Source organism: Pseudomonas sp. OA65 (assembly GCF_017498305.1).
Classification (GTDB): Bacteria; Pseudomonadota; Gammaproteobacteria; order Pseudomonadales; family Pseudomonadaceae; genus Aquipseudomonas; species Aquipseudomonas zanjanensis.
Window position 1 is genome coordinate 158,511 of record NZ_JAGDEZ010000004.1, and the last position, 17,401, is coordinate 175,911.

Annotated in this window: 15 protein-coding genes; 7 read left to right on the top strand and 8 right to left on the bottom strand. The window is 57.7% G+C overall.

Annotation, left to right across the window (positions count from 1 at the left end; genetic code table 11):
- Positions 1 to 12 precede the first annotated feature (12 nt).
- From J3361_RS05040 to J3361_RS05065, 6 genes are all read left to right on the top strand, one after another.
- Positions 13 to 300 carry a twin-arginine translocase TatA/TatE family subunit gene (locus J3361_RS05040; RefSeq protein ID WP_207962993.1) on the top strand — a complete coding sequence of 96 codons (288 nt, stop codon included), beginning with the start codon at positions 13 to 15 and terminating at the stop codon, positions 298 to 300.
- A 10-nt stretch (positions 301 to 310) separates the two neighbouring features.
- Positions 311 to 730: a Sec-independent protein translocase protein TatB gene (gene tatB / locus J3361_RS05045; RefSeq protein ID WP_207962994.1), complete on the top strand. Its 420-nt coding sequence runs from the start codon at positions 311 to 313 to the stop codon at positions 728 to 730.
- Positions 727 to 1,524, top strand: a complete 798-nt coding sequence (gene tatC / locus J3361_RS05050; RefSeq protein WP_207962999.1) for a twin-arginine translocase subunit TatC — start codon at positions 727 to 729, stop codon at positions 1,522 to 1,524. The genes tatB and tatC overlap by 4 nt, the downstream gene beginning before the upstream one ends.
- Entirely contained in the window at positions 1,521 to 2,228 is a 708-nt protein-coding gene (locus J3361_RS05055; protein ID WP_207963000.1) for a 16S rRNA (uracil(1498)-N(3))-methyltransferase, read from the top strand. The genes tatC and J3361_RS05055 overlap by 4 nt, the downstream gene beginning before the upstream one ends.
- A gap of 203 nt (positions 2,229 to 2,431) precedes the next feature.
- Positions 2,432 to 4,348 carry a methyl-accepting chemotaxis protein gene (locus J3361_RS05060; RefSeq protein WP_207963002.1) on the top strand — a complete coding sequence of 639 codons (1,917 nt, stop codon included), beginning with the start codon at positions 2,432 to 2,434 and terminating at the stop codon, positions 4,346 to 4,348.
- 345 nt (positions 4,349 to 4,693) lie between these two features.
- Positions 4,694 to 5,131, top strand: coding sequence for a VOC family protein (locus tag J3361_RS05065; protein WP_207963004.1), 438 nt, complete (start codon positions 4,694 to 4,696; stop codon positions 5,129 to 5,131).
- 133 nt (positions 5,132 to 5,264) lie between these two features.
- Here the strand turns inward: J3361_RS05065 and J3361_RS05070 are convergent, their stop codons facing one another.
- Positions 5,265 to 6,206 (bottom strand): NAD(P)-dependent oxidoreductase, encoded by a 942-nt coding sequence (locus tag J3361_RS05070; RefSeq protein WP_207963006.1) that lies wholly within the window; start codon positions 6,204 to 6,206, stop codon positions 5,265 to 5,267.
- A complete protein-coding gene (locus J3361_RS05075) occupies positions 6,203 to 7,387 on the bottom strand; it encodes an aminotransferase class I/II-fold pyridoxal phosphate-dependent enzyme (protein WP_207963010.1) in 1,185 nt (394 codons plus the stop codon). Before J3361_RS05075 ends, J3361_RS05070 begins: the two co-directional genes overlap by 4 nt.
- A gap of 511 nt (positions 7,388 to 7,898) precedes the next feature.
- On the opposite strand from J3361_RS05075, the gene J3361_RS05080 reads away from it, so the two are divergent.
- Positions 7,899 to 8,972: an RHS repeat-associated core domain-containing protein gene (locus J3361_RS05080; RefSeq protein WP_207963011.1), complete on the top strand. Its 1,074-nt coding sequence runs from the start codon at positions 7,899 to 7,901 to the stop codon at positions 8,970 to 8,972.
- 61 nt (positions 8,973 to 9,033) lie between these two features.
- Here the strand turns inward: J3361_RS05080 and mdoH are convergent, their stop codons facing one another.
- From mdoH to J3361_RS05110, 6 genes are all read right to left on the bottom strand, one after another.
- Complete coding sequence (gene mdoH, locus J3361_RS05085) at positions 9,034 to 11,604, bottom strand: glucans biosynthesis glucosyltransferase MdoH (protein ID WP_207963013.1); 2,571 nt, start codon at positions 11,602 to 11,604, stop codon at positions 9,034 to 9,036.
- Complete coding sequence (locus J3361_RS05090; protein ID WP_347709616.1) at positions 11,597 to 13,366, bottom strand: glucan biosynthesis protein G; 1,770 nt, start codon at positions 13,364 to 13,366, stop codon at positions 11,597 to 11,599. Before J3361_RS05090 ends, mdoH begins: the two co-directional genes overlap by 8 nt.
- Before the next feature lie 321 nt (positions 13,367 to 13,687).
- Positions 13,688 to 14,125: a D-aminoacyl-tRNA deacylase gene (gene dtd / locus J3361_RS05095; protein WP_207963016.1), complete on the bottom strand. Its 438-nt coding sequence runs from the start codon at positions 14,123 to 14,125 to the stop codon at positions 13,688 to 13,690.
- Positions 14,122 to 15,093, bottom strand: a complete 972-nt coding sequence (pip, locus tag J3361_RS05100; RefSeq protein WP_003196909.1) for a prolyl aminopeptidase — start codon at positions 15,091 to 15,093, stop codon at positions 14,122 to 14,124. The genes dtd and pip overlap by 4 nt, the downstream gene beginning before the upstream one ends.
- Positions 15,094 to 15,197: 104 nt before the next feature.
- Positions 15,198 to 16,112, bottom strand: a complete 915-nt coding sequence (locus J3361_RS05105; RefSeq protein WP_207963017.1) for an alpha/beta hydrolase — start codon at positions 16,110 to 16,112, stop codon at positions 15,198 to 15,200.
- 161 nt (positions 16,113 to 16,273) lie between these two features.
- Positions 16,274 to 17,221, bottom strand: a complete 948-nt coding sequence (locus J3361_RS05110; RefSeq protein ID WP_207963018.1) for a choline ABC transporter substrate-binding protein — start codon at positions 17,219 to 17,221, stop codon at positions 16,274 to 16,276.
- Positions 17,222 to 17,401 lie beyond the last annotated feature (180 nt).

The following is a 17,401-nucleotide window of genomic DNA, read 5'->3' on the forward strand; positions in this document are numbered from 1 at the left end:
AGGAGTAGCCACATGGGTATCTTTGACTGGAAACACTGGGTCGTCATCCTGGTCGTCGTGGTGCTGGTGTTCGGCACCAAGAAACTGAAAAACCTCGGCACCGATGTCGGCGAATCGATCAAGGGTTTTCGCAAGGCCATGAACGATGATGAGAAACCGGCCGATCCGACGAGCACCCAAGCGCAGCCCGCACAACCGACCCAACCGGTACACCCGCAGGCCACCCAGCCTGTGAATGCACCGAATACCATCGACGTGCAGGCCCAGAAAGTCGAAGAGCCCATCCGCAAAGACTCGTGAGCACTGACTAATGTTTGGGATCAGCTTCACTGAACTGCTGCTCGTCGGCCTCGTCGCCCTGCTGGTACTGGGCCCCGAGCGTCTGCCGGGGGCTGCGCGCACCGCCGGTCTGTGGATCGGGCGCCTGAAGCGCAGCTTCAATGCGATCAAACAGGAAGTTGAACGTGAAATCGGCGCCGACGACATCCGTCGGCAACTGCACAACGAACATATTCTGTCCCTGGAGCAGGAAGCGCGGAAAATCTTCACGCCGACCCAACAGGAACCGACGCCGGTCCAGCCTGTGTCCGAGCCGACGATGGCTTCCCAAACGCCAGAAAGCGGCGTGCCGGTGGCAGAACCGGCGCCAGCGACACCGACGGTAGCGGACACAGCCCCCACCGCTGCCCCTGCGCCTAACGACCCTACTTTGCCGCCGCGAGCCCCATGAGCGATATCCCTGAAAACGACCAGCCGATGCCGCTGGTATCGCACCTCACCGAGTTGCGCACCCGCCTGCTGCGTTGCGTCGCGGCGGTTTTCATCATCTTCGCAGGGCTGTTTTCCTTCACCCAGCAGATCTATACCTTCGTCTCCACGCCGCTGCGCCAGTACTTGCCGGTAGGGGCGACGATGATCGCCACCGACGTGTCGTCGCCGTTCCTGACGCCACTGAAGCTGACGATGATGGTCTCGCTGTTCCTGGCGATCCCGGTGATCCTGCACCAGATCTGGGGCTTCATCGCACCGGGCCTGTACAAGCATGAAAAACGCATCGCCGTGCCGCTGCTGGTGTCGAGCATCATGCTGTTCTACACCGGCATGGCCTTCGCCTATTACCTGGTGTTCCCGCTGATCTTCAAGTTCTTCGCCGCCGCCACCCCGGCGGGCGTGGAAATGATGACCGACATCAGCAGCTACCTGGATTTCGTCATGACGTTGTTCTTCGCCTTCGGCGTGGCGTTCGAAATCCCGGTGGCGGTGGTGCTGCTGGTATGGATCGGCGTGGTCGACGTTGCCTACCTGAAGAAGATCCGCCCCTACGTGATCATCGGCTGCTTCGTGGTCGGCATGATCCTGACCCCGCCGGATATCTTCTCCCAGACCCTGCTGGCCGTGCCGATGTGGCTGCTGTTCGAAATCGGCATCCTGTTCGGCGGCCTGGTGCGCAAACGTCGGCAGGAAGACCCCGAGGACCAACCGGTCGATGACCACAACGATCAGCCGCCAGCGACCCAAGCGTGAACCTGCTGCTGCTCGAAGAGGCCGATTTCATCGGGCCTGACCGCGTCATCCTGAGCGATCGCCGGTTGACCCACATGCAGGAAGTCCACCGCAGCGCCGTCGGCGACAGCCTGCGGGTCGGGCGCATCGGCGGGTTGATGGGCACAGCCCAGGTGCTGCGCCTGGAAGCTCGGGAAGCCGAACTGCAAGTGATCCTCGACCAGGCGCCACCGGCCAAGTTGCCGCTGACCCTGGTGCTCGCCCTGCCGCGTCCGAAAATGCTCCGGCGCGTGTTCCAGACCATCGCCACCATGGGCGTACCGCGGGTAGTGCTGGTCAACAGCTATCGCGTGGAAAAGAGCTTTTGGCAGACGCCGTTCCTGGAGCCCGAGGCGATTCGTGAGCAATTGATCCTGGGCCTGGAACAGGCTCGGGACAGCGTGCTGCCTGAAATCGTCATTGAAAAACGCTTCAAGCCCTTCGTCGAAGACCGCCTGCCGGCCCTTGTGGACGGAACCCTCGGGCTGGTCGGCCACCCAGGCAACCACCCGCCCTGCCCGCGAGCGCTCACGGAACCAGTGACCTTGGCCATCGGCCCCGAAGGCGGTTGGATCCCCTACGAGATCGACCTGCTGAGCAAGGCCGGCTTGCAACCGGTGCAGCTGGGCGAGCGGATCCTGCGGGTGGAGACCGCGGTTACGGCGCTGCTTGCACGGTTGTTCTGACCCCTCGTTGATCTTGTGGCGAGGGAGCTTGCTCCCGCTTGGTCGCGAAGCGGCCACCAACACTCTCCAGATTTACGACTGCTTCGCAGCCGAGCGGGAGCAAGCTCCCTCGCCACGAAATCTCCAGCAGTTCCTACAGATCCCACCAAAGCCGCCGATACAGTCCCCATAAAACCAAATCAGCGCTCCAAGGGAGTATCAGCATGTTCGGGTGGCTTGCCCAGGGTCTGGGAAATGTAAGCGTTAACCGCAAACTCGGCGCAGGCTTTGGCCTGGTGCTGCTCCTCACCTTGATGATTGCGTTCACCGGTTGGTCCGGCCTGGGCAATGTCATCAGCCGGGGCGATAAGCTGGGGTTCATTGCCAGTCTCAATGACTTGAGCAAGGACTTGAACCTGGCCAGCATCGACTACAACACCACGCGGGGCGAAAAAGGGCCGCAACAGGTCAACGACCTGCTTGGCAAACTCGAAGCCGGGCTGAAAACCGCTCGCGAGTTGATCGAACAGCCAGCCGATGTTGCATTGATCGACCAGCAACTGGCCGCCGTCGCCGAATACAAAAGCGCCTTCGCCCAGATGACCAGCGCCACCGTCAGCCGCGAAGATGCCCGCAGCAAGCTGGGTGCCAGCGCCGACAACACCGTGGCCCGGGTCGCCGAAGTGGAAAAAGCGCTGCTGCAAGGTGGCGACATCACCCAGTTCAACAGCATCGTGACCTTGAGCAAGGCCATCCAACAGGCGCGTTATCAGGTTCGCGGCTACACCTACAGCGGTAAAAGCGAGGCCCAACAACCGGCCATCGATGCAATCACCGATGTCTTGAAACTCTTGGCGCGCTTGCCGGCGCAGTTGCCCGAAGAACATGCCGACAAGCTCCAACAGGCCAGCGACTCGATGAACATCTATCGTGCGGCGGTCAGCCAGTTCCGCGATTCCCAACTTGATAACGGCGCCGCATTGCAGAGCATGAGTCAGCAGGGCCAGGTACTGATCGATTCCAGCCAGAAGCTCACCGTGTCCCAGACCGCCGTGCGCGACCACGACACCGCCCAGGCCAAGAGCGTCCTGATCGCAGCCGCCGCCCTAGCGCTACTGTTTGGCGTGATCGCCGCCCTGCTCATTACGCGGCAGATCGTCGGCCCGCTGGATCAGACCCTGAAGGTGGCAGAGCGCGTCGCCGCTGGCGACCTGACCCACAATCTCTCCTCCGAGCGCCGCGACGAACTCGGCCAACTGCAACGTGCCATGCAAAGCATGACCGTCGGCCTGCGGCAATTGATCGGTGGCATCGGCGAAGGCGTTACCCAGATCGCCAGCGCCGCTGAACAACTCTCAAGCGTGACCGAACAGACCAGCGCCGGGGTCAACAGCCAAAAAGTGGAAACCGATCAGGTCGCCACCGCCATGCACGAAATGACCGCCACGGTGCAGGAAGTGGCGCGCAACGCCGAGGAAGCGTCCGAAGCCGCCGTCGCCGCCGACCAGCAAGCCCGTGAAGGCGACAAGGTCGTTGGCGAAGCCATCGCCCAGATCGAGCGCCTGGCCAAGGAAGTAGGCAACTCCACCGCCGCCATGGGCGATTTGAAGCGTGAAAGCGACAAGATCGGCAGCGTCCTGGACGTGATCAAGTCCGTGGCCCAGCAGACCAACCTGCTGGCCCTCAACGCAGCCATCGAGGCAGCCCGTGCCGGCGAAGCCGGTCGGGGCTTCGCCGTGGTGGCCGACGAGGTCCGTAGCCTGGCCCAGCGCACCCAGAAATCCACCGAAGAGATTGAAGAACTGATCGTGGGCCTGCAGACCGGTACCGAACAGGTCGCGACCATCATGGACAACAGCCGTAGCCTGACCGACAGCAGCGTCCAACTGACCCGTCGTGCGGGGAGCTCGTTGGAGAACATCACTCGGACGGTTTCGGCGATCCAGTCGATGAATCAGCAAATTGCCGCAGCGGCCGAGCAGCAGAGTGCGGTGGCTGAGGAGATTAATCGTAGTGTGCTGAATGTGCGTGATGTGTCGGAGCAAACGGCGGCGTCCAGTGAGGAGACTGCTGCTTCGAGCGCGGAATTGGCGCGGCTGGGCGTTCACCTGCAGACGCTGGTGGGGCGGTTCAAAGTTTAGAGGCGTAGTGGCTTTTATAACGAATGGCCGCTTAGCTGGTTTTTCCAAACACAGAATGCATGAAGCAGTGCATCAGTCCCTATCGGAGCTGAGAGCACTGCTTTATCGATAAGTGATATTCGACATGCGCCACTGCTGGTTTAATTATCGTTAAACAACCCTCGCTGCTTGGCCGCCTGCCTACTTTAACTTCAGACATAATTTATAACTGCCACATATCGTCAAATGATCGCTGCCATCATAAAAATGACGAACGCATCAGAAAAATCGATTGGACTTTTCTAGCGTTCACGACAGAATGGCACCTCCATTAACTAATGAAACATTCTTCACGGAAGAGGAATTATGGTCGCCTTTAACAAGCTTATACCTGAACTGATTGTGTCCGACATCAAGGCAAGCTCAAGTTTTTATTGCAAGGTCATCGGATTCAGCGTTGAGTATGAAAGACCGAACGACGGCTTTATATTCATTTCCTATCACGGCAGCCAGTTAATGCTGGAGCAAGACGATCGCAAAGAATCGCCATGGCGTGTGGGCCCGCTACAAAAACCTTATGGACGCGGAATGAACCTCTCGATTGATTGCCCTGATGTCAGAGCGTTAGCAAAATCATTAATGGTTTCGGGATACAAGTTGCATAAACCGATAGAAGAATGTTGGTACAAAGAAAATGATTTGCTTCAAGGTCAAAGCAATTTCCTCATATTAGACCCAGATGGCTATTTACTTAGGTTTGCTCAATACTTAGGTTCAAAATCCAGCCACAACGAACTAAAGTAAGTAAATGCTTGACTGAACACTCACTTTCCTGGAGAAAGTGAGTGCTCGCCACCCGAACACCTCATAAAGGGGCAATAAAACATCACGCCGCATGCGAACGTTTTAAAGCCATTCAAATGAAAGGCCATTGAACTTAACGCCCACTGATACAATGAAGAGTTTTCACAGCCTGAAGAAAAATATTTTTAACAGTTACTTGCTCCTGTGCCGCCAAATGCGAAGTGACCACCATTTTTTTTGAGGGTAATGAGAGCAAACCATAGGGATCATCATATTGGCCCTTGTTAGCCACCCATTCGTTGTAGTAGCCATCTATAAAACAAAATGCATCCGCATTGCGATTGAGGTAAGTCTTGAGCGCACGCGGGCAGATAATTTTTGGGTTGGACAAATTCAATATCATCAGCCCCGTTGACGCGCAGGCCAACACCGATTCATCGATAAGATTGAAGGTTTCGGCACAACCACTAAGATGAATGCATAAAACGTCAACGGTGCTGACCAGATCACCGAGAGAGGTATAGTGCAAGCCCAATGACTTTTCCAGCGGTTCCTTCCGCTTCCTGGACCAATAGCGCATATTTGCGGATCCACGCATATGAAGCTGATATGCCACCTCACTTGCAATCGATCCCATGCCAACGAAGCCAACTTTGAGATTCAACAATGATCGCCTGGGTGCCTGTATCCAAGCGTTGCCGGCCTTTACACTTTCAGCGCTTTCAAAAACCCTTGCCGAACAGAGGACAATCATTGCCAATGTAAATTCAACCACCGCCTGCACGTTTAGGTTGGGGGTATTGGCTAATTTTATGCCTTTATCGGAAACACACTTCACGTCCACGAAACTGGAGGTGCCTGTTCCCATTACAACAATATTCTCTAACCGAGTGGCGGCGTCAATCAGCTCCGCAGACAGGTATTCCGGCCCACCTAAAATATAGTCGTGCACATCGGGTAACACCTCTAAAATTTGCCGCTCATCAATAGGACGTCTAATATGGATGAGCTCAATGCTGTCTGGAAATACCGCTTTGTCAATATCAAAATCCCCAGTTACCAGGACCTTTCTCATTCCGAAATCTTCTCTACACAATTATTGTAGTCTTTGGCCGATTCAAGCTCGAGTAGGGCCTGTCTCAAGCGCGAGAGCGAAAACTTGAATTGGCCATCAGGTTTCAAAAGCGCAATTCTTATACGGTCGTGCCCTGCGACCTCATGACTGTCCCAATAGAAATATCTCCCCGGCAACACGGCCACGTCATAAGTTGCAAGGTAGTCAGTTAATTCAAGATCCGAAAGCCCAGTTCGTTTTATGTTAAGCCACATAACCGTCATGCCCGAATACGAATGCGGCGAATCAACACTGACCCGTGTTCCTGCTAGCTGGGAACGTACTATTTCTGCATTTTGGGTAACAATCGAGTGCACATACGAAAGCCCCCCTCTTTTTAGCGTCGCCTCGATAAATGCAATGATCACTCTCAGTACAAAATTGGAACAGCAAAGATAAATTTCTTCGTAGATGGCTCTGATTTCCTGTGCCAGATTCTTGCTATATGACAGCAGGCTGGCCTTGGCATCCAATGTTGGCCATTGCTTACCGGTATCCTCCAGAATGATAAATGACGCTCCCTTTTCAACCAGGAGTGCATATTCGTCGATAGCGGTTTTGTGACAGAACCGAAAAGAGGTATCGAGAATTAAAATTATATTGAGCCGATGGCAGAGCTCCACAATATTTCTCATCATGACTGCATCAATGACGAAACCTGTAGGGTTATTGGGATTGACCATAAACAAAGCGTCAAGCTTTTTGTCCTGAATAAGCCTTTCCAGCAAACCCAAGTCTGAAAATACGTTTTCTGGAACAGCTTGAAGCTCGACTTCCCTACGCCTAAGCAACTGGGCGAGGTTGTCAAAGGTGGGTTCGACAAGGCCTATTTTTAACTGCTTTGATCGCGCCCATGCTCCCACTATGTCTATGCTGTTTGACGCGGTAGGGCAGACCGAAAAATGTTTATGGTTTTTTAAACCAGGCAGCGCGAAATAATCGGCGAAAATGTCTTTGAACGCCATCTCCATTTGCGGAATAGGCGTCTCGACCGCTGAACTCCATAAGTCAGGCAACTCAGGCAACACACTGCTAAAATGCGTTTTCGCAGAAATGTAGCTATGACCATCGGCAAGATTATATTGTGCCGACAACCCAAAAACTTCATGTTCAGTCAGGCTCTGGTTTTTGTAATCAGACATAAGACTCATCGGGCTTCCTATTGGATAATTTCAATATCTAGTTCGACCTTGATCCAGGACTGCCTTCCTTGACGAACCGAACCTTAATAACCAGGCGCCCACATGTAAAGTTGACATACCCGCAACAAGCTATCTAAATATTTCCCACTCTTAACAGACGGACCAAGCCGATACTTATGACGGTATTTTTTGTAACGTAGATATTCGAACAATTATCTACTTTATAGGTTAAAGCATTGCTATCACAACTCGCCTTCAAGCGCGCCTACTCGCAACACACCCAACAGCCCAATCCGCATTTCAAAATATCTCGCAGCAATAATTTGTATTCCTTTACCAAGCAGAAGATAAACTATTAAAAAAGTTACAACCTGTCACCTTTCAGTGAAGGCGCTTGACACTTATTCTCGTACACGCCGAGCACGCTAAAAAACCTATCAGTTCTGATAGTAGACAACATTCTCATTCCGGCCGAGACTGAATGAGTTGTCTATTTCCTGGACGAAAATTGATGTCGAACACTGCTGACAGACTATTAGTCCAGTATCTATACGATGCTCTCGATCGTCTGGTTGGCTGCGTGCCTGCCAACCAACCCCGTCGTGACCGCTTCTATCTATCAGATCGGCTCGCTACAGAAATCCATGGGTCCTTTCAGTATCAGGTTTTTCAGACCTTGGATGTCTTGCTGGCGGAAAGCCACGGAGGAAACACCCCGCGTACATCACTCCTGCTGACCGACAAGCATCGATCGGTGCTGCAGAGCAGCGACGGCACTTCAACCTATACGCCTTATGGTCATCGCACCGCTCAAGGGGGCCTGAGCAGCCTTCTGGCTTTCAACGGCGAACGGAACGATACGATTACGGGTTGCTACTTGCTGGGAAACGGGCACCGTGCGTTCAATCCTGTTCTGATGCGTTTTAACAGCCCTGACAGCTTGAGCCCCTTTGGAGACGGAGGACTGAACTGTTATGCATATTGTCAGGGAGACCCCATTAATCGTACGGATCCCACGGGACGGATTCCGCATGGGTTGCTGTGGTTTGCAAACGGGCTGATGGAGTTCGGCGGAAGCTATGTACTTCCGTTTCTTGCTCCTAAAGCGCTGGTACGACGGCTTCCATTTGTCGCTGGCGCCAAATTCGGGCGCGCCGCCAAAGTAGTGGCAGCCACCAGCGCCTTCGCAGGCACCGTCAGCTATATAGTGCTGAACCGAATGGAGGAGCATCATCCTGAATCACCCGTCAATGACCCGCTCCTGATCGCCCTGGTGGCGCTGGCGGCGATTGGCACGGTGAGTGGTTTTGGTGCTTTGCTGCATAAACGAGCTCAACTGCCCCGAATTCGGAATCCATTGAAGCCATACCACAGTGGTCACCGTGACTTTATTGTTGGGCGCAGTAGTCGTTCGCCAATACCTATCAGCCCCCGAGAACCTCCAGCTTCCTTACCTATTTCCTCGACGACTCCAAGAAATCGAGTTTTTCACAAAAAAAATTTTGACAAACAAAGGAGAATATTTGACCAAGGCGAATACAGGTTTACGCAAAGTGCTTTCCGTATCCGAAGTAGTTCTTATTAGCAATTGACCTGTGACTGACCGAGCACAAACAAAAAGCCCCGCTGGTTAGCGGGGCTCTTCGTCATGCCACTTGAGGCTGTACGCTCACTGGCTGTAGCGGCAGCAACGGCGCATGAGGATCGGCCTTCACCGACTCACGCCATGCCGCCAGCCACTCGGGATGCGCCTCGCTCCAGACCTGCTCATGCAAGCGGGACAAGGCCACCGGGTCGCTCAGCAAGGCCAGCCGCTCAGCGTTATTGAGACCGGCAGGGCCGACCTTCAAAGCGTGACGAACACGTTCGACCCGCAGCCACTCAATCGGCTCGGCCTTACCGTGACGCGAGGTCGCCAATGCATACGCCAAGGCGTTCTGTTGTGGATCGACCACCGCCCGAATGAAACCGTCGTTCAGCGCGTGCCAACGGTTCTCATGGGTGTACTGGTCCGTCGACAGCAGTTCCTGGGGCGGTGCGTATTCCTCGGGAATCAGGAACAAGCTCTCATCACGGGATTTCAAGCCCAGGCCCACGCGACTGGAGATCACCGACACTGGGATCGACAGGATCAGCGACCCGACGATCGGCACCAGCCACCACAGGAAGCTCGGGTTCAGCCAGATCACCAGCAAGGCCCAGAAGAAGCCCAGCAAGGTTTGCGGACCGTGGCGTTTGACCGCTTCGCTCCAGGGCGTGGAGTCGTCGTCACGTTTCGGCGAGTTCCAGGTCGCGGCCCAGCCCAGGAAAGCGGCAAGGACGAAACGGGTGTGGAAGATCATCCGCACCGGCGCCAGCAGCATGGAGAACAGCATCTCCAGCAACATCGACATGGTTACCTTGAACTTGCCACCGAATTCTTTCGCGCCTTTGGCCCAGATCAGCACGATGCTCAGCAGCTTGGGCAGGAACAGCAACACAATGGTCGTCGAGAACAAGGCGATGGCTTTTTCCGGATGCCATTGCGGCCACAGCGGATACAGCTGGCGTGGCTCGAGGAAGTACTGCGGCTCCATCAGCGTGTTCACCGCCAGCAGCGCGGTGGACAGCACCAGGAAGAAGAACCACAGCGGCGCCGAGAGGTAGGACATCACGCCGGTCAGGAACACTGCACGGTGCACCGGGTGCATGCCCTTGACCAGAAACAGCCGGAAGTTCATCAGGTTGCCGTGGCACCAGCGACGGTCACGCTTGAGTTCGTCCAGCAGGTTCGGCGGCAGCTCTTCGTAGCTGCCCGGCAGGTCATAGGCAATCCACACGCCCCAGCCGGCACGGCGCATCAGCGCGGCTTCGACGAAGTCGTGGGAGAGGATCGCGCCCGAGAACGCACCTTTACCCGGCAACGGCGCCAAGGCGCAGTGATCGATGAACGGCTTCATGCGGATGATCGCGTTGTGACCCCAGTAATGGGATTCACCCAACTGCCAGAAGTGCAAACCGGCGGTGAACAACGGACCGTACACCCGTGTGGCGAACTGCTGCATGCGCGCATACAGCGTGTCCATGCCCGAAGCCCGTGGCGCGGTCTGGATGATGCCGGCGTCCGGCGTGGCTTCCATCAGGCGCACCAGGCTGGTCAGGCATTCGCCGCTCATCACCGAGTCCGCGTCGAGCACGACCATGTACTTGTAGTCACTGCCCCAACGACGGCAGAAATCGTCGAGGTTACCGCTCTTGCGTTTCACACGACGGCGACGACGACGGTAGAAAATCTTGCCGAAGCCCCCGGCTTCACGGCAGACGTCCAGCCAGGCTTGCTGTTCGGCCACGCAGATATCGGTTTCGTTACTGTCACTGAGCACGAAGAAGTCGAAGCGATCCAGATCACCGGTGGCAGCCACCGACTCGAAGGTCGCGCGCAAACCGGCGAACACCCGCGGCACGTCTTCGTTGCAGATCGGCATCACCAACGCGGTGCGGGCGTCCTTGGGAATCGGCTCGTTGCCGGCGCTGGCGCCGGAGATGCGGTATTTGTCGTGGCCGGTGAGCAATTCGAGAAAGCCCATCAGCGCTGTCCAGAAACCTGCCGAAACCCAGCAGAACAGGATCCCGAACAGAATCAGGATGCTGGTTTGCAACGCATACGGCAGCACTTGCGTGGCCGTCTGCAACAGCGGTTGGTGCAGGACTTCTTCCAGATCGACGAACGACCAGCCCTGGTACGGCATGATGCCTTTCATGTACCAGCCGGCAACAATGGTTTGGCCGAGCATCAGGATCAGCAGGATGTAGCGGCGGATCGAACCCACGGTACGCCAGCGTGCATGGGGCAGCACGCGCTCATCCTTGGGCGGCTTCGGCGGGTTGGTGCGACCGGTCAGGCGCCGCCAGGCACGCACCAGGATATTGGTGCGCCACGGCTCCGGCACGACTTTGGTCCGGCGAATCGGCGGCGTCGCTTTCAGGCACACCCGGCCACTGGCGTCGAGCCCCAGCATTTCGGCCTCTTCGAGCTCTTCGGCGGTGCTCAGGGTCAACCGGCGGCCCACCGAGGCTTGCGCTGCCTCGCCGGGTGCGTCGAACGTCGAAGACGACAGGCGTTCGTGCAATTCGCTGAAGGACTTGCAGCCCGCCAATTCGGCGCGCTGCTCGTCAGTCATGGGCAAGTGGGCCAGGTACTCACTGAGCGTCTCTGGCTGTACTGGAGTATTACTCATCGGCTGGCAACTGATAGCTCCAGGTCTCGGTCAGGACTTGTTCAGTCGGTTCCGGTTCCTGCTGGGTTGGGGTCGGTTCAACAGCAGCGGTGTCCGCTTGGACAGCCTTGGCTTCGTCTTGCGCTTTTTCTTTGGCGAGCTCTTTTTCAGTCTGCTGGCGGGCGATCTTGTCAGCCTTGGCCAGGGTCGTGGTCGCGGAATGCGAAGCGGCCGGGGCTTCGACAGGCGTCAACGGACGAACCAGTGCCGCACGCATCTCGGTGGCCTGTTTCGGGTCCTTGATCTTCAGTCGCAGCGTCAGGCGCCAGCCCTTGGTTTCAGGGTTGTAGCGCACGCTGTTCTCAACGATCTCGCCGTTGTCGCCAACGCTCACCTGGCTACGCACTTCGGCGTCTTCAGGCAGCGCTTGCAGGGACGGCCCTTCGAAATCCACCAGATAAGCCACGCTGCCGTCCGGTTGACGGATCAGGTTGGACTGCTTCACGTCACCGGTGGAACGCAGGGTCTGCTTGACCCAGGCGCTGTCTGGCGAGTGCAGGTTGGCTTCGTCGAGGGTCCAGTGCAGACGGTAGGCGAAGTCCAGCGGCTGGCCTGGCTCAGGCAGCTTTTCCGGGCTCCAGAACGCAACGATGTTGTCGTTGGTTTCGTCGGCGGTCGGGATCTCGACCAGGTCGACGGAGCCCTTGCCCCAATCGCCCTTCGGTTCGATCCAGGCGCTTGGCCGTTTCTCGTAACGGTCATCCAGATCTTCGTAGTGGCTGAAGTCACGACCCCGTTGCAGCAGGCCGAAACCACGCGGGTTTTCTACCGAGAAGTTGCTCACGGCCAAGTGTTTCGGGTTATTCAGCGGACGCCAGATCCACTCGCCGTTGCCGGCATGGATGGACAGGCCGCTGGAATCGTGGAGTTCACGACGGTAGTTGAGCACCTTGGACGGCTGGTTGGCGCCGAACAGGAACATGCTGGTCAACGGGGCGATACCCAGTTTGTTGACGCGATCGCGCAGGAACACCCGGGATTTCACGTCGACAACGGTGTCGGTGCCCGGACGCACGGTCAGGCGATAAGCGCCAGTGGCCCGTGGCGAATCCAGCAGGGCGAAGATCACCAGGTGCTTGTCGGTTGGTTTCGGACGCTGGATCCAGAACTCGCGAAAGCGTGGGAACTCTTCACCGGATGGCAAGGCGGTGTCGATGGCCATGCCACGCGCGGACAAGCCGTAGACCTGGCCCTTGCCGATGACGCGGAAATAACTCGCGCCCAGCATGGTCATGATTTCGTCTTGCTTGTCGGCCTTGTTGATCGGGTACAACACGCGGAAACCGGCGTAACCCAGCTGTTCCGTGGCCTTGGGATCGAACTTCACGTCGCCGAAATCGAACCGTGTCGGGTCGTACTTGATCTCGTCGACGGTGGTCGCGGTGATTTCGTTGATCTTCACCGGGGTGTCGAAATGCATGCCCTGGTGATAGAAGGACAGCCGGAACGGGGTCTTCTGGTCGGCCCATTCCGCTTTTTCGGTGCGGAAACGGATTTTCTGATAATCGGCGAACTTCATTTCGCGGAATTCGTTCGGCAAATTGCTGCGCGGGGCTTCGAATTTCTGCCCGGCCAGTTCTTGTGCCTTCGCCGATACATCATCCAGGCTGAATGCCCACAGTTGGCCCGCGCCGAGCAGGCACAGCAGGGCCGAGCCCGCTACCATGGCGCGTCTAAGCCGTTTGGCAGTCATTTTTGGTGCATTACAGGGACTAACAATCACGAGCAACCCTCGCCGAAAACTGATCAAAAAACCAACGGCCAGATAAAGTATCTGCACGGTAACGGCGCTGAAAAACCGTCCCTGCCGACCACTCTTGCCAAGTTGGCGAGCATTGTTCCGACTCCGACGGGGCAAAATGATTCCCCAAACGGTTCAGGACAAGTCTCTACCTAAAGTCAAATGGACCAGCGAACGCTGATCCCCCGTAGCGCGCGATTATCTAGTAGCCCGCGTGACAACGCATCAGGGGTAGCAAAGTATTTATCGAGAAAACTCCCTGTTTAGCCTCGAAACAGAACCGAAAAGATGTTTCAAACGCTTTCAGGACTGTAACAGGAAGGTTACCGGACCATCATTGACCAGATGCACCTGCATGTCGGCGCCGAATCTACCTGATGCCACAGTGCCATGCACCTGTTTCGCCTGGGCCAGCAAATAGTTGAACAGCTCTTCGCCCAAGGCCGGAGGCGCGGCCGTGGAAAAACTTGGACGCAGGCCGCTTTTGGTGTCCGCCGCCAAGGTGAACTGCGACACCAGCAGCAGCCCACCGCCGACATCCACGAGGGACAGGTTCATCTTGCCCTCGGCGTCGCTGAACACACGATAGTTAAGCAGCTTGTGCAGGAGTTTGTCGGCGCTGGCCCGGGTATCCCCGGGCTCGACGGCCACCAACACCAGCAAGCCTTGGTCTACGGCCCCGACGATCTCACCGGCTACTTCGACCCGTGCGCCGCGCACACGTTGCAACAGGCCCTTCATGCTTCTTCGGGCGGCAGGTCGAGCAGGCGCCGGGCCATTTGCGCAGCGGCGCGCACCAGCGCATCGGTGATGCCCGGCTCCGAGGCTGCATGACCGGCGTCGCGAATCACCTGCAACTCACTGTTGGGCCAGTTCTGATGCAATTCCCAGGCATTGTCCAGCGGACAGATGACGTCGTAGCGACCATGCACGATGACGCCCGGCAAATGGGCGATCTTGCCCATGTCGCGAATCAACTGGTTGGGTTCGAGGAACGCGTTGTTGGTGAAGTAGTGGCATTCGATCCGGGCGATCGACAGCGCTCGCTGCGGCTCGGAGAAGCGATCGACCACCAGCGGGTTCGGACGCAGGGTCGCGGTACGACCCTCCCAGGTGGACCAGGCCTTGGCCGCGTGCATCTGGGCGATCTGGTCGTTGCCGGTCAGGCGCTTGTGGAAAGCGCTGAGCAGGTCGTCGCGCTCATCCAACGGAATCGGCGCGATGTAGTCCTGCCAATAGTCGGGAAACAGGCGACTGGCGCCGGCCTGGTAGAACCACTCGATTTCCTGCGGACGGCAGAGAAAGATCCCACGAAGGATCAGGCCATGCACCCGCTCCGGATGGGTCTGGGCGTAGGCCAGGGCCAGGGTCGAGCCCCAGGAACCGCCGAACAGCACCCACTTTTCGATGCCCAGGTGCTTGCGGATGCGCTCAAGGTCTTCGACCAGATCCCAGGTGGTGTTGTTTTCCAGGCTGGCGTGGGGGGTGGAGCGACCGCAACCGCGCTGGTCGAAGGTGACGATACGGTAAAGGTTCGGATCGAAGTAGCGCCGGCTCTGCGCATCGCAGCCAGCCCCCGGGCCACCGTGAATGAACACCACCGGCAGGCCTTCCGGGGAACCGCTTTCATCGACATAGAGCGTGTGGGTGTCATCGACAGCCAGATCGTGCCGGGCATGGGGTTTGATCTGCGGGTACAAAGTCTGCATTGCGCGCTCCGTAAGGGGTCGAGTCATCCCTGTGGGGACTTCTATTTAGTCTGCCGTCCGGCATCATAAACCCGAATCGCCTTAATGAGCATGCCCCTGCGCAGTCAAAGCGTGTCAGCCAGGAACGCCAGCAGCGTGCGATACAGCTGATCGACCTCTGGCACCTGGCCCCGGCCACGCAGGCAACCGTGGATCAGCCCTGTGCCGACATACAGCGCGGCGTCCACCCCTGCGGCATTCAGCCGCTCGCCATAAAGGATGCCGTCGTCGCGCAAAGGATCCCATTGGGCTACGGCGATCAGCGCCGGCGGCAAGTCGCTCAGGTTATCGGCGAGCAACGGTGCAGCGTACGACGTGGACTGCAAGCGACCAAGGTACAGCGCCTCATAGCGCTCCAGGTCGCGGCTGCTCAGGAGCGGGGCATCGGAGCATTCGTGACGCGACGGCAAATCGGCGGGGCCGCCGAGCACCGGGTAGATCAACATCTGGGCCCGGGGCAACGGCTGCCCGGCATCGCGCAAGGCCAGGCACAACGCAGCGGCGAGGTTGCCGCCGGCACTGTCACCGGCCACCGCCCGGCGACGCGGGTCGATGGCAAACGGGGTGTCCGCCAAGTGATGCCACACCGCGAGGCAATCTTCGAACGCGGCCGGAAACGGATGCTCCGGGGCCAGCCGGTAATCCACCGCCACTACCAACGCGCCAAGCTCAGCCGCCAGTTCCATGCAGATGAAGTCATGAGAATCCAGGTCCCCCACCACCCAACCGCCACCGTGCAGGTAGAGAATGCACGGCCAGCCGGCGAGCGGCGGCGCACTGCGCGGGTGATAGGCCCGGATGGCCACGCCGGCCAACTGCAAATCCTCCACCACGAGCGTTGGCGGACGCGGTGGGGTAAACGCCCGGCACATCTGGCTGTAGGCCTGGCGCGAACCGGCGAGGCTGTCGTCCGGGGCGGTGAAGCTCAGGGTTTTGTCGATGAAGGCGGACATCTGTCTAGAGAGTGGATATGAGGCCATGAAGAACACCACCTATTGAGATGTGGGAGCAAGGCTTGCCCGCGATGGCAGTGGTTCATTCAACAGCTATGTCGACACACACATCGCTATCGCGGGCAAGCCTTGCTCCCACAGATAAGTCACTCCACCACAGATTAATCACCCCGCCACAGCCAGGTAGCTCAGTTCTTGAGGCTGGCCTGAACCGCCGCTACGCCATCCTTGCCATCGAAGCTGGTCACGCCGGCGAGCCAGCGCTGCAAATCCTCGGGATGCTCGCGCAGCCATTGGCGGGCGACGTCCTGGGGTGTCTTGCGCTCCATGATCGGCACCATCAGCTGGCTTTCCTGGGCGGCGGTGAACTTGAGATTTTCCAGCAGCCGCTGGACGTTGGGGCAACGCTGGGCGTAGTCCGGCGCGGTCACCGTGGACACGGTCGCGGCGCCTTCGTTCGGGCCATAGACGTCTTCGCTGCCGGTCAGGTAGGCGATGTTCATGTTGATGTTCATCGGGTGCGGGGTCCAGCCGACGAAGACGACGAATTCCTTGCGATTCACCGCCCGCTGCACCGCCGCCAACATGCCCGCTTCACCGGACTCGATCAGCTTGAAGTCCTTGAGGCCGAAGTGATTGGTTTCGATCATGGTCTTGATGGTGGTGTTGGCGCCACTCCCCGGCTCGATCCCATAGATCTTGCCGCCGAGCTGATCCTTGAACCGGGCGATGTCGGCAAAGGTCTTGAGCCCTGCCGCCGCCACGTAGTCTGGAACGGCCAGGGTGGCCTGGGCGTCGGCCAGGCTCGGTTTGTCCAATACCTTCACCTGGTTGGCCGCCAGGAACGGCGCGATGTTCTTGTCCATCGCCGGCTTCCAATAGCCCAGAAAGATATCGAGTCGCTTATCGCGGATGCCGGCGAAGATGATCTGCTGCACGGCGCTGGTCTGCTTGCTTTCGTAACCCAGACCGGTGAGCAGCACATCGGCCATGCCGCTGGTGGCGATCACGTCGGTCCAGTTGACCACGCCCATGCGCACGGTCTGGCAGGACGCAGGTTCGGCGGCCATCGCGCCGGAGCTTAGTAGAACGGTACCGCAGAGGAACGACAGACAGCGCTTGGACAGTCTTTTCATCGCGAGGGGTCTCGTGCGGCAGTGGATTGTTGTAGGTCGGTGTCTTGCTGCACCGTCCCCAAAACATTACGCAGCGCCGAGGAGGTAAAGGTGAACTGTGGCGACTTGGTTTTGCACGGTGGCGACAGTTACAACCCTTGAACAAAACAAACCTGTGGCGAGGAAATGTCTCTGTGGGAG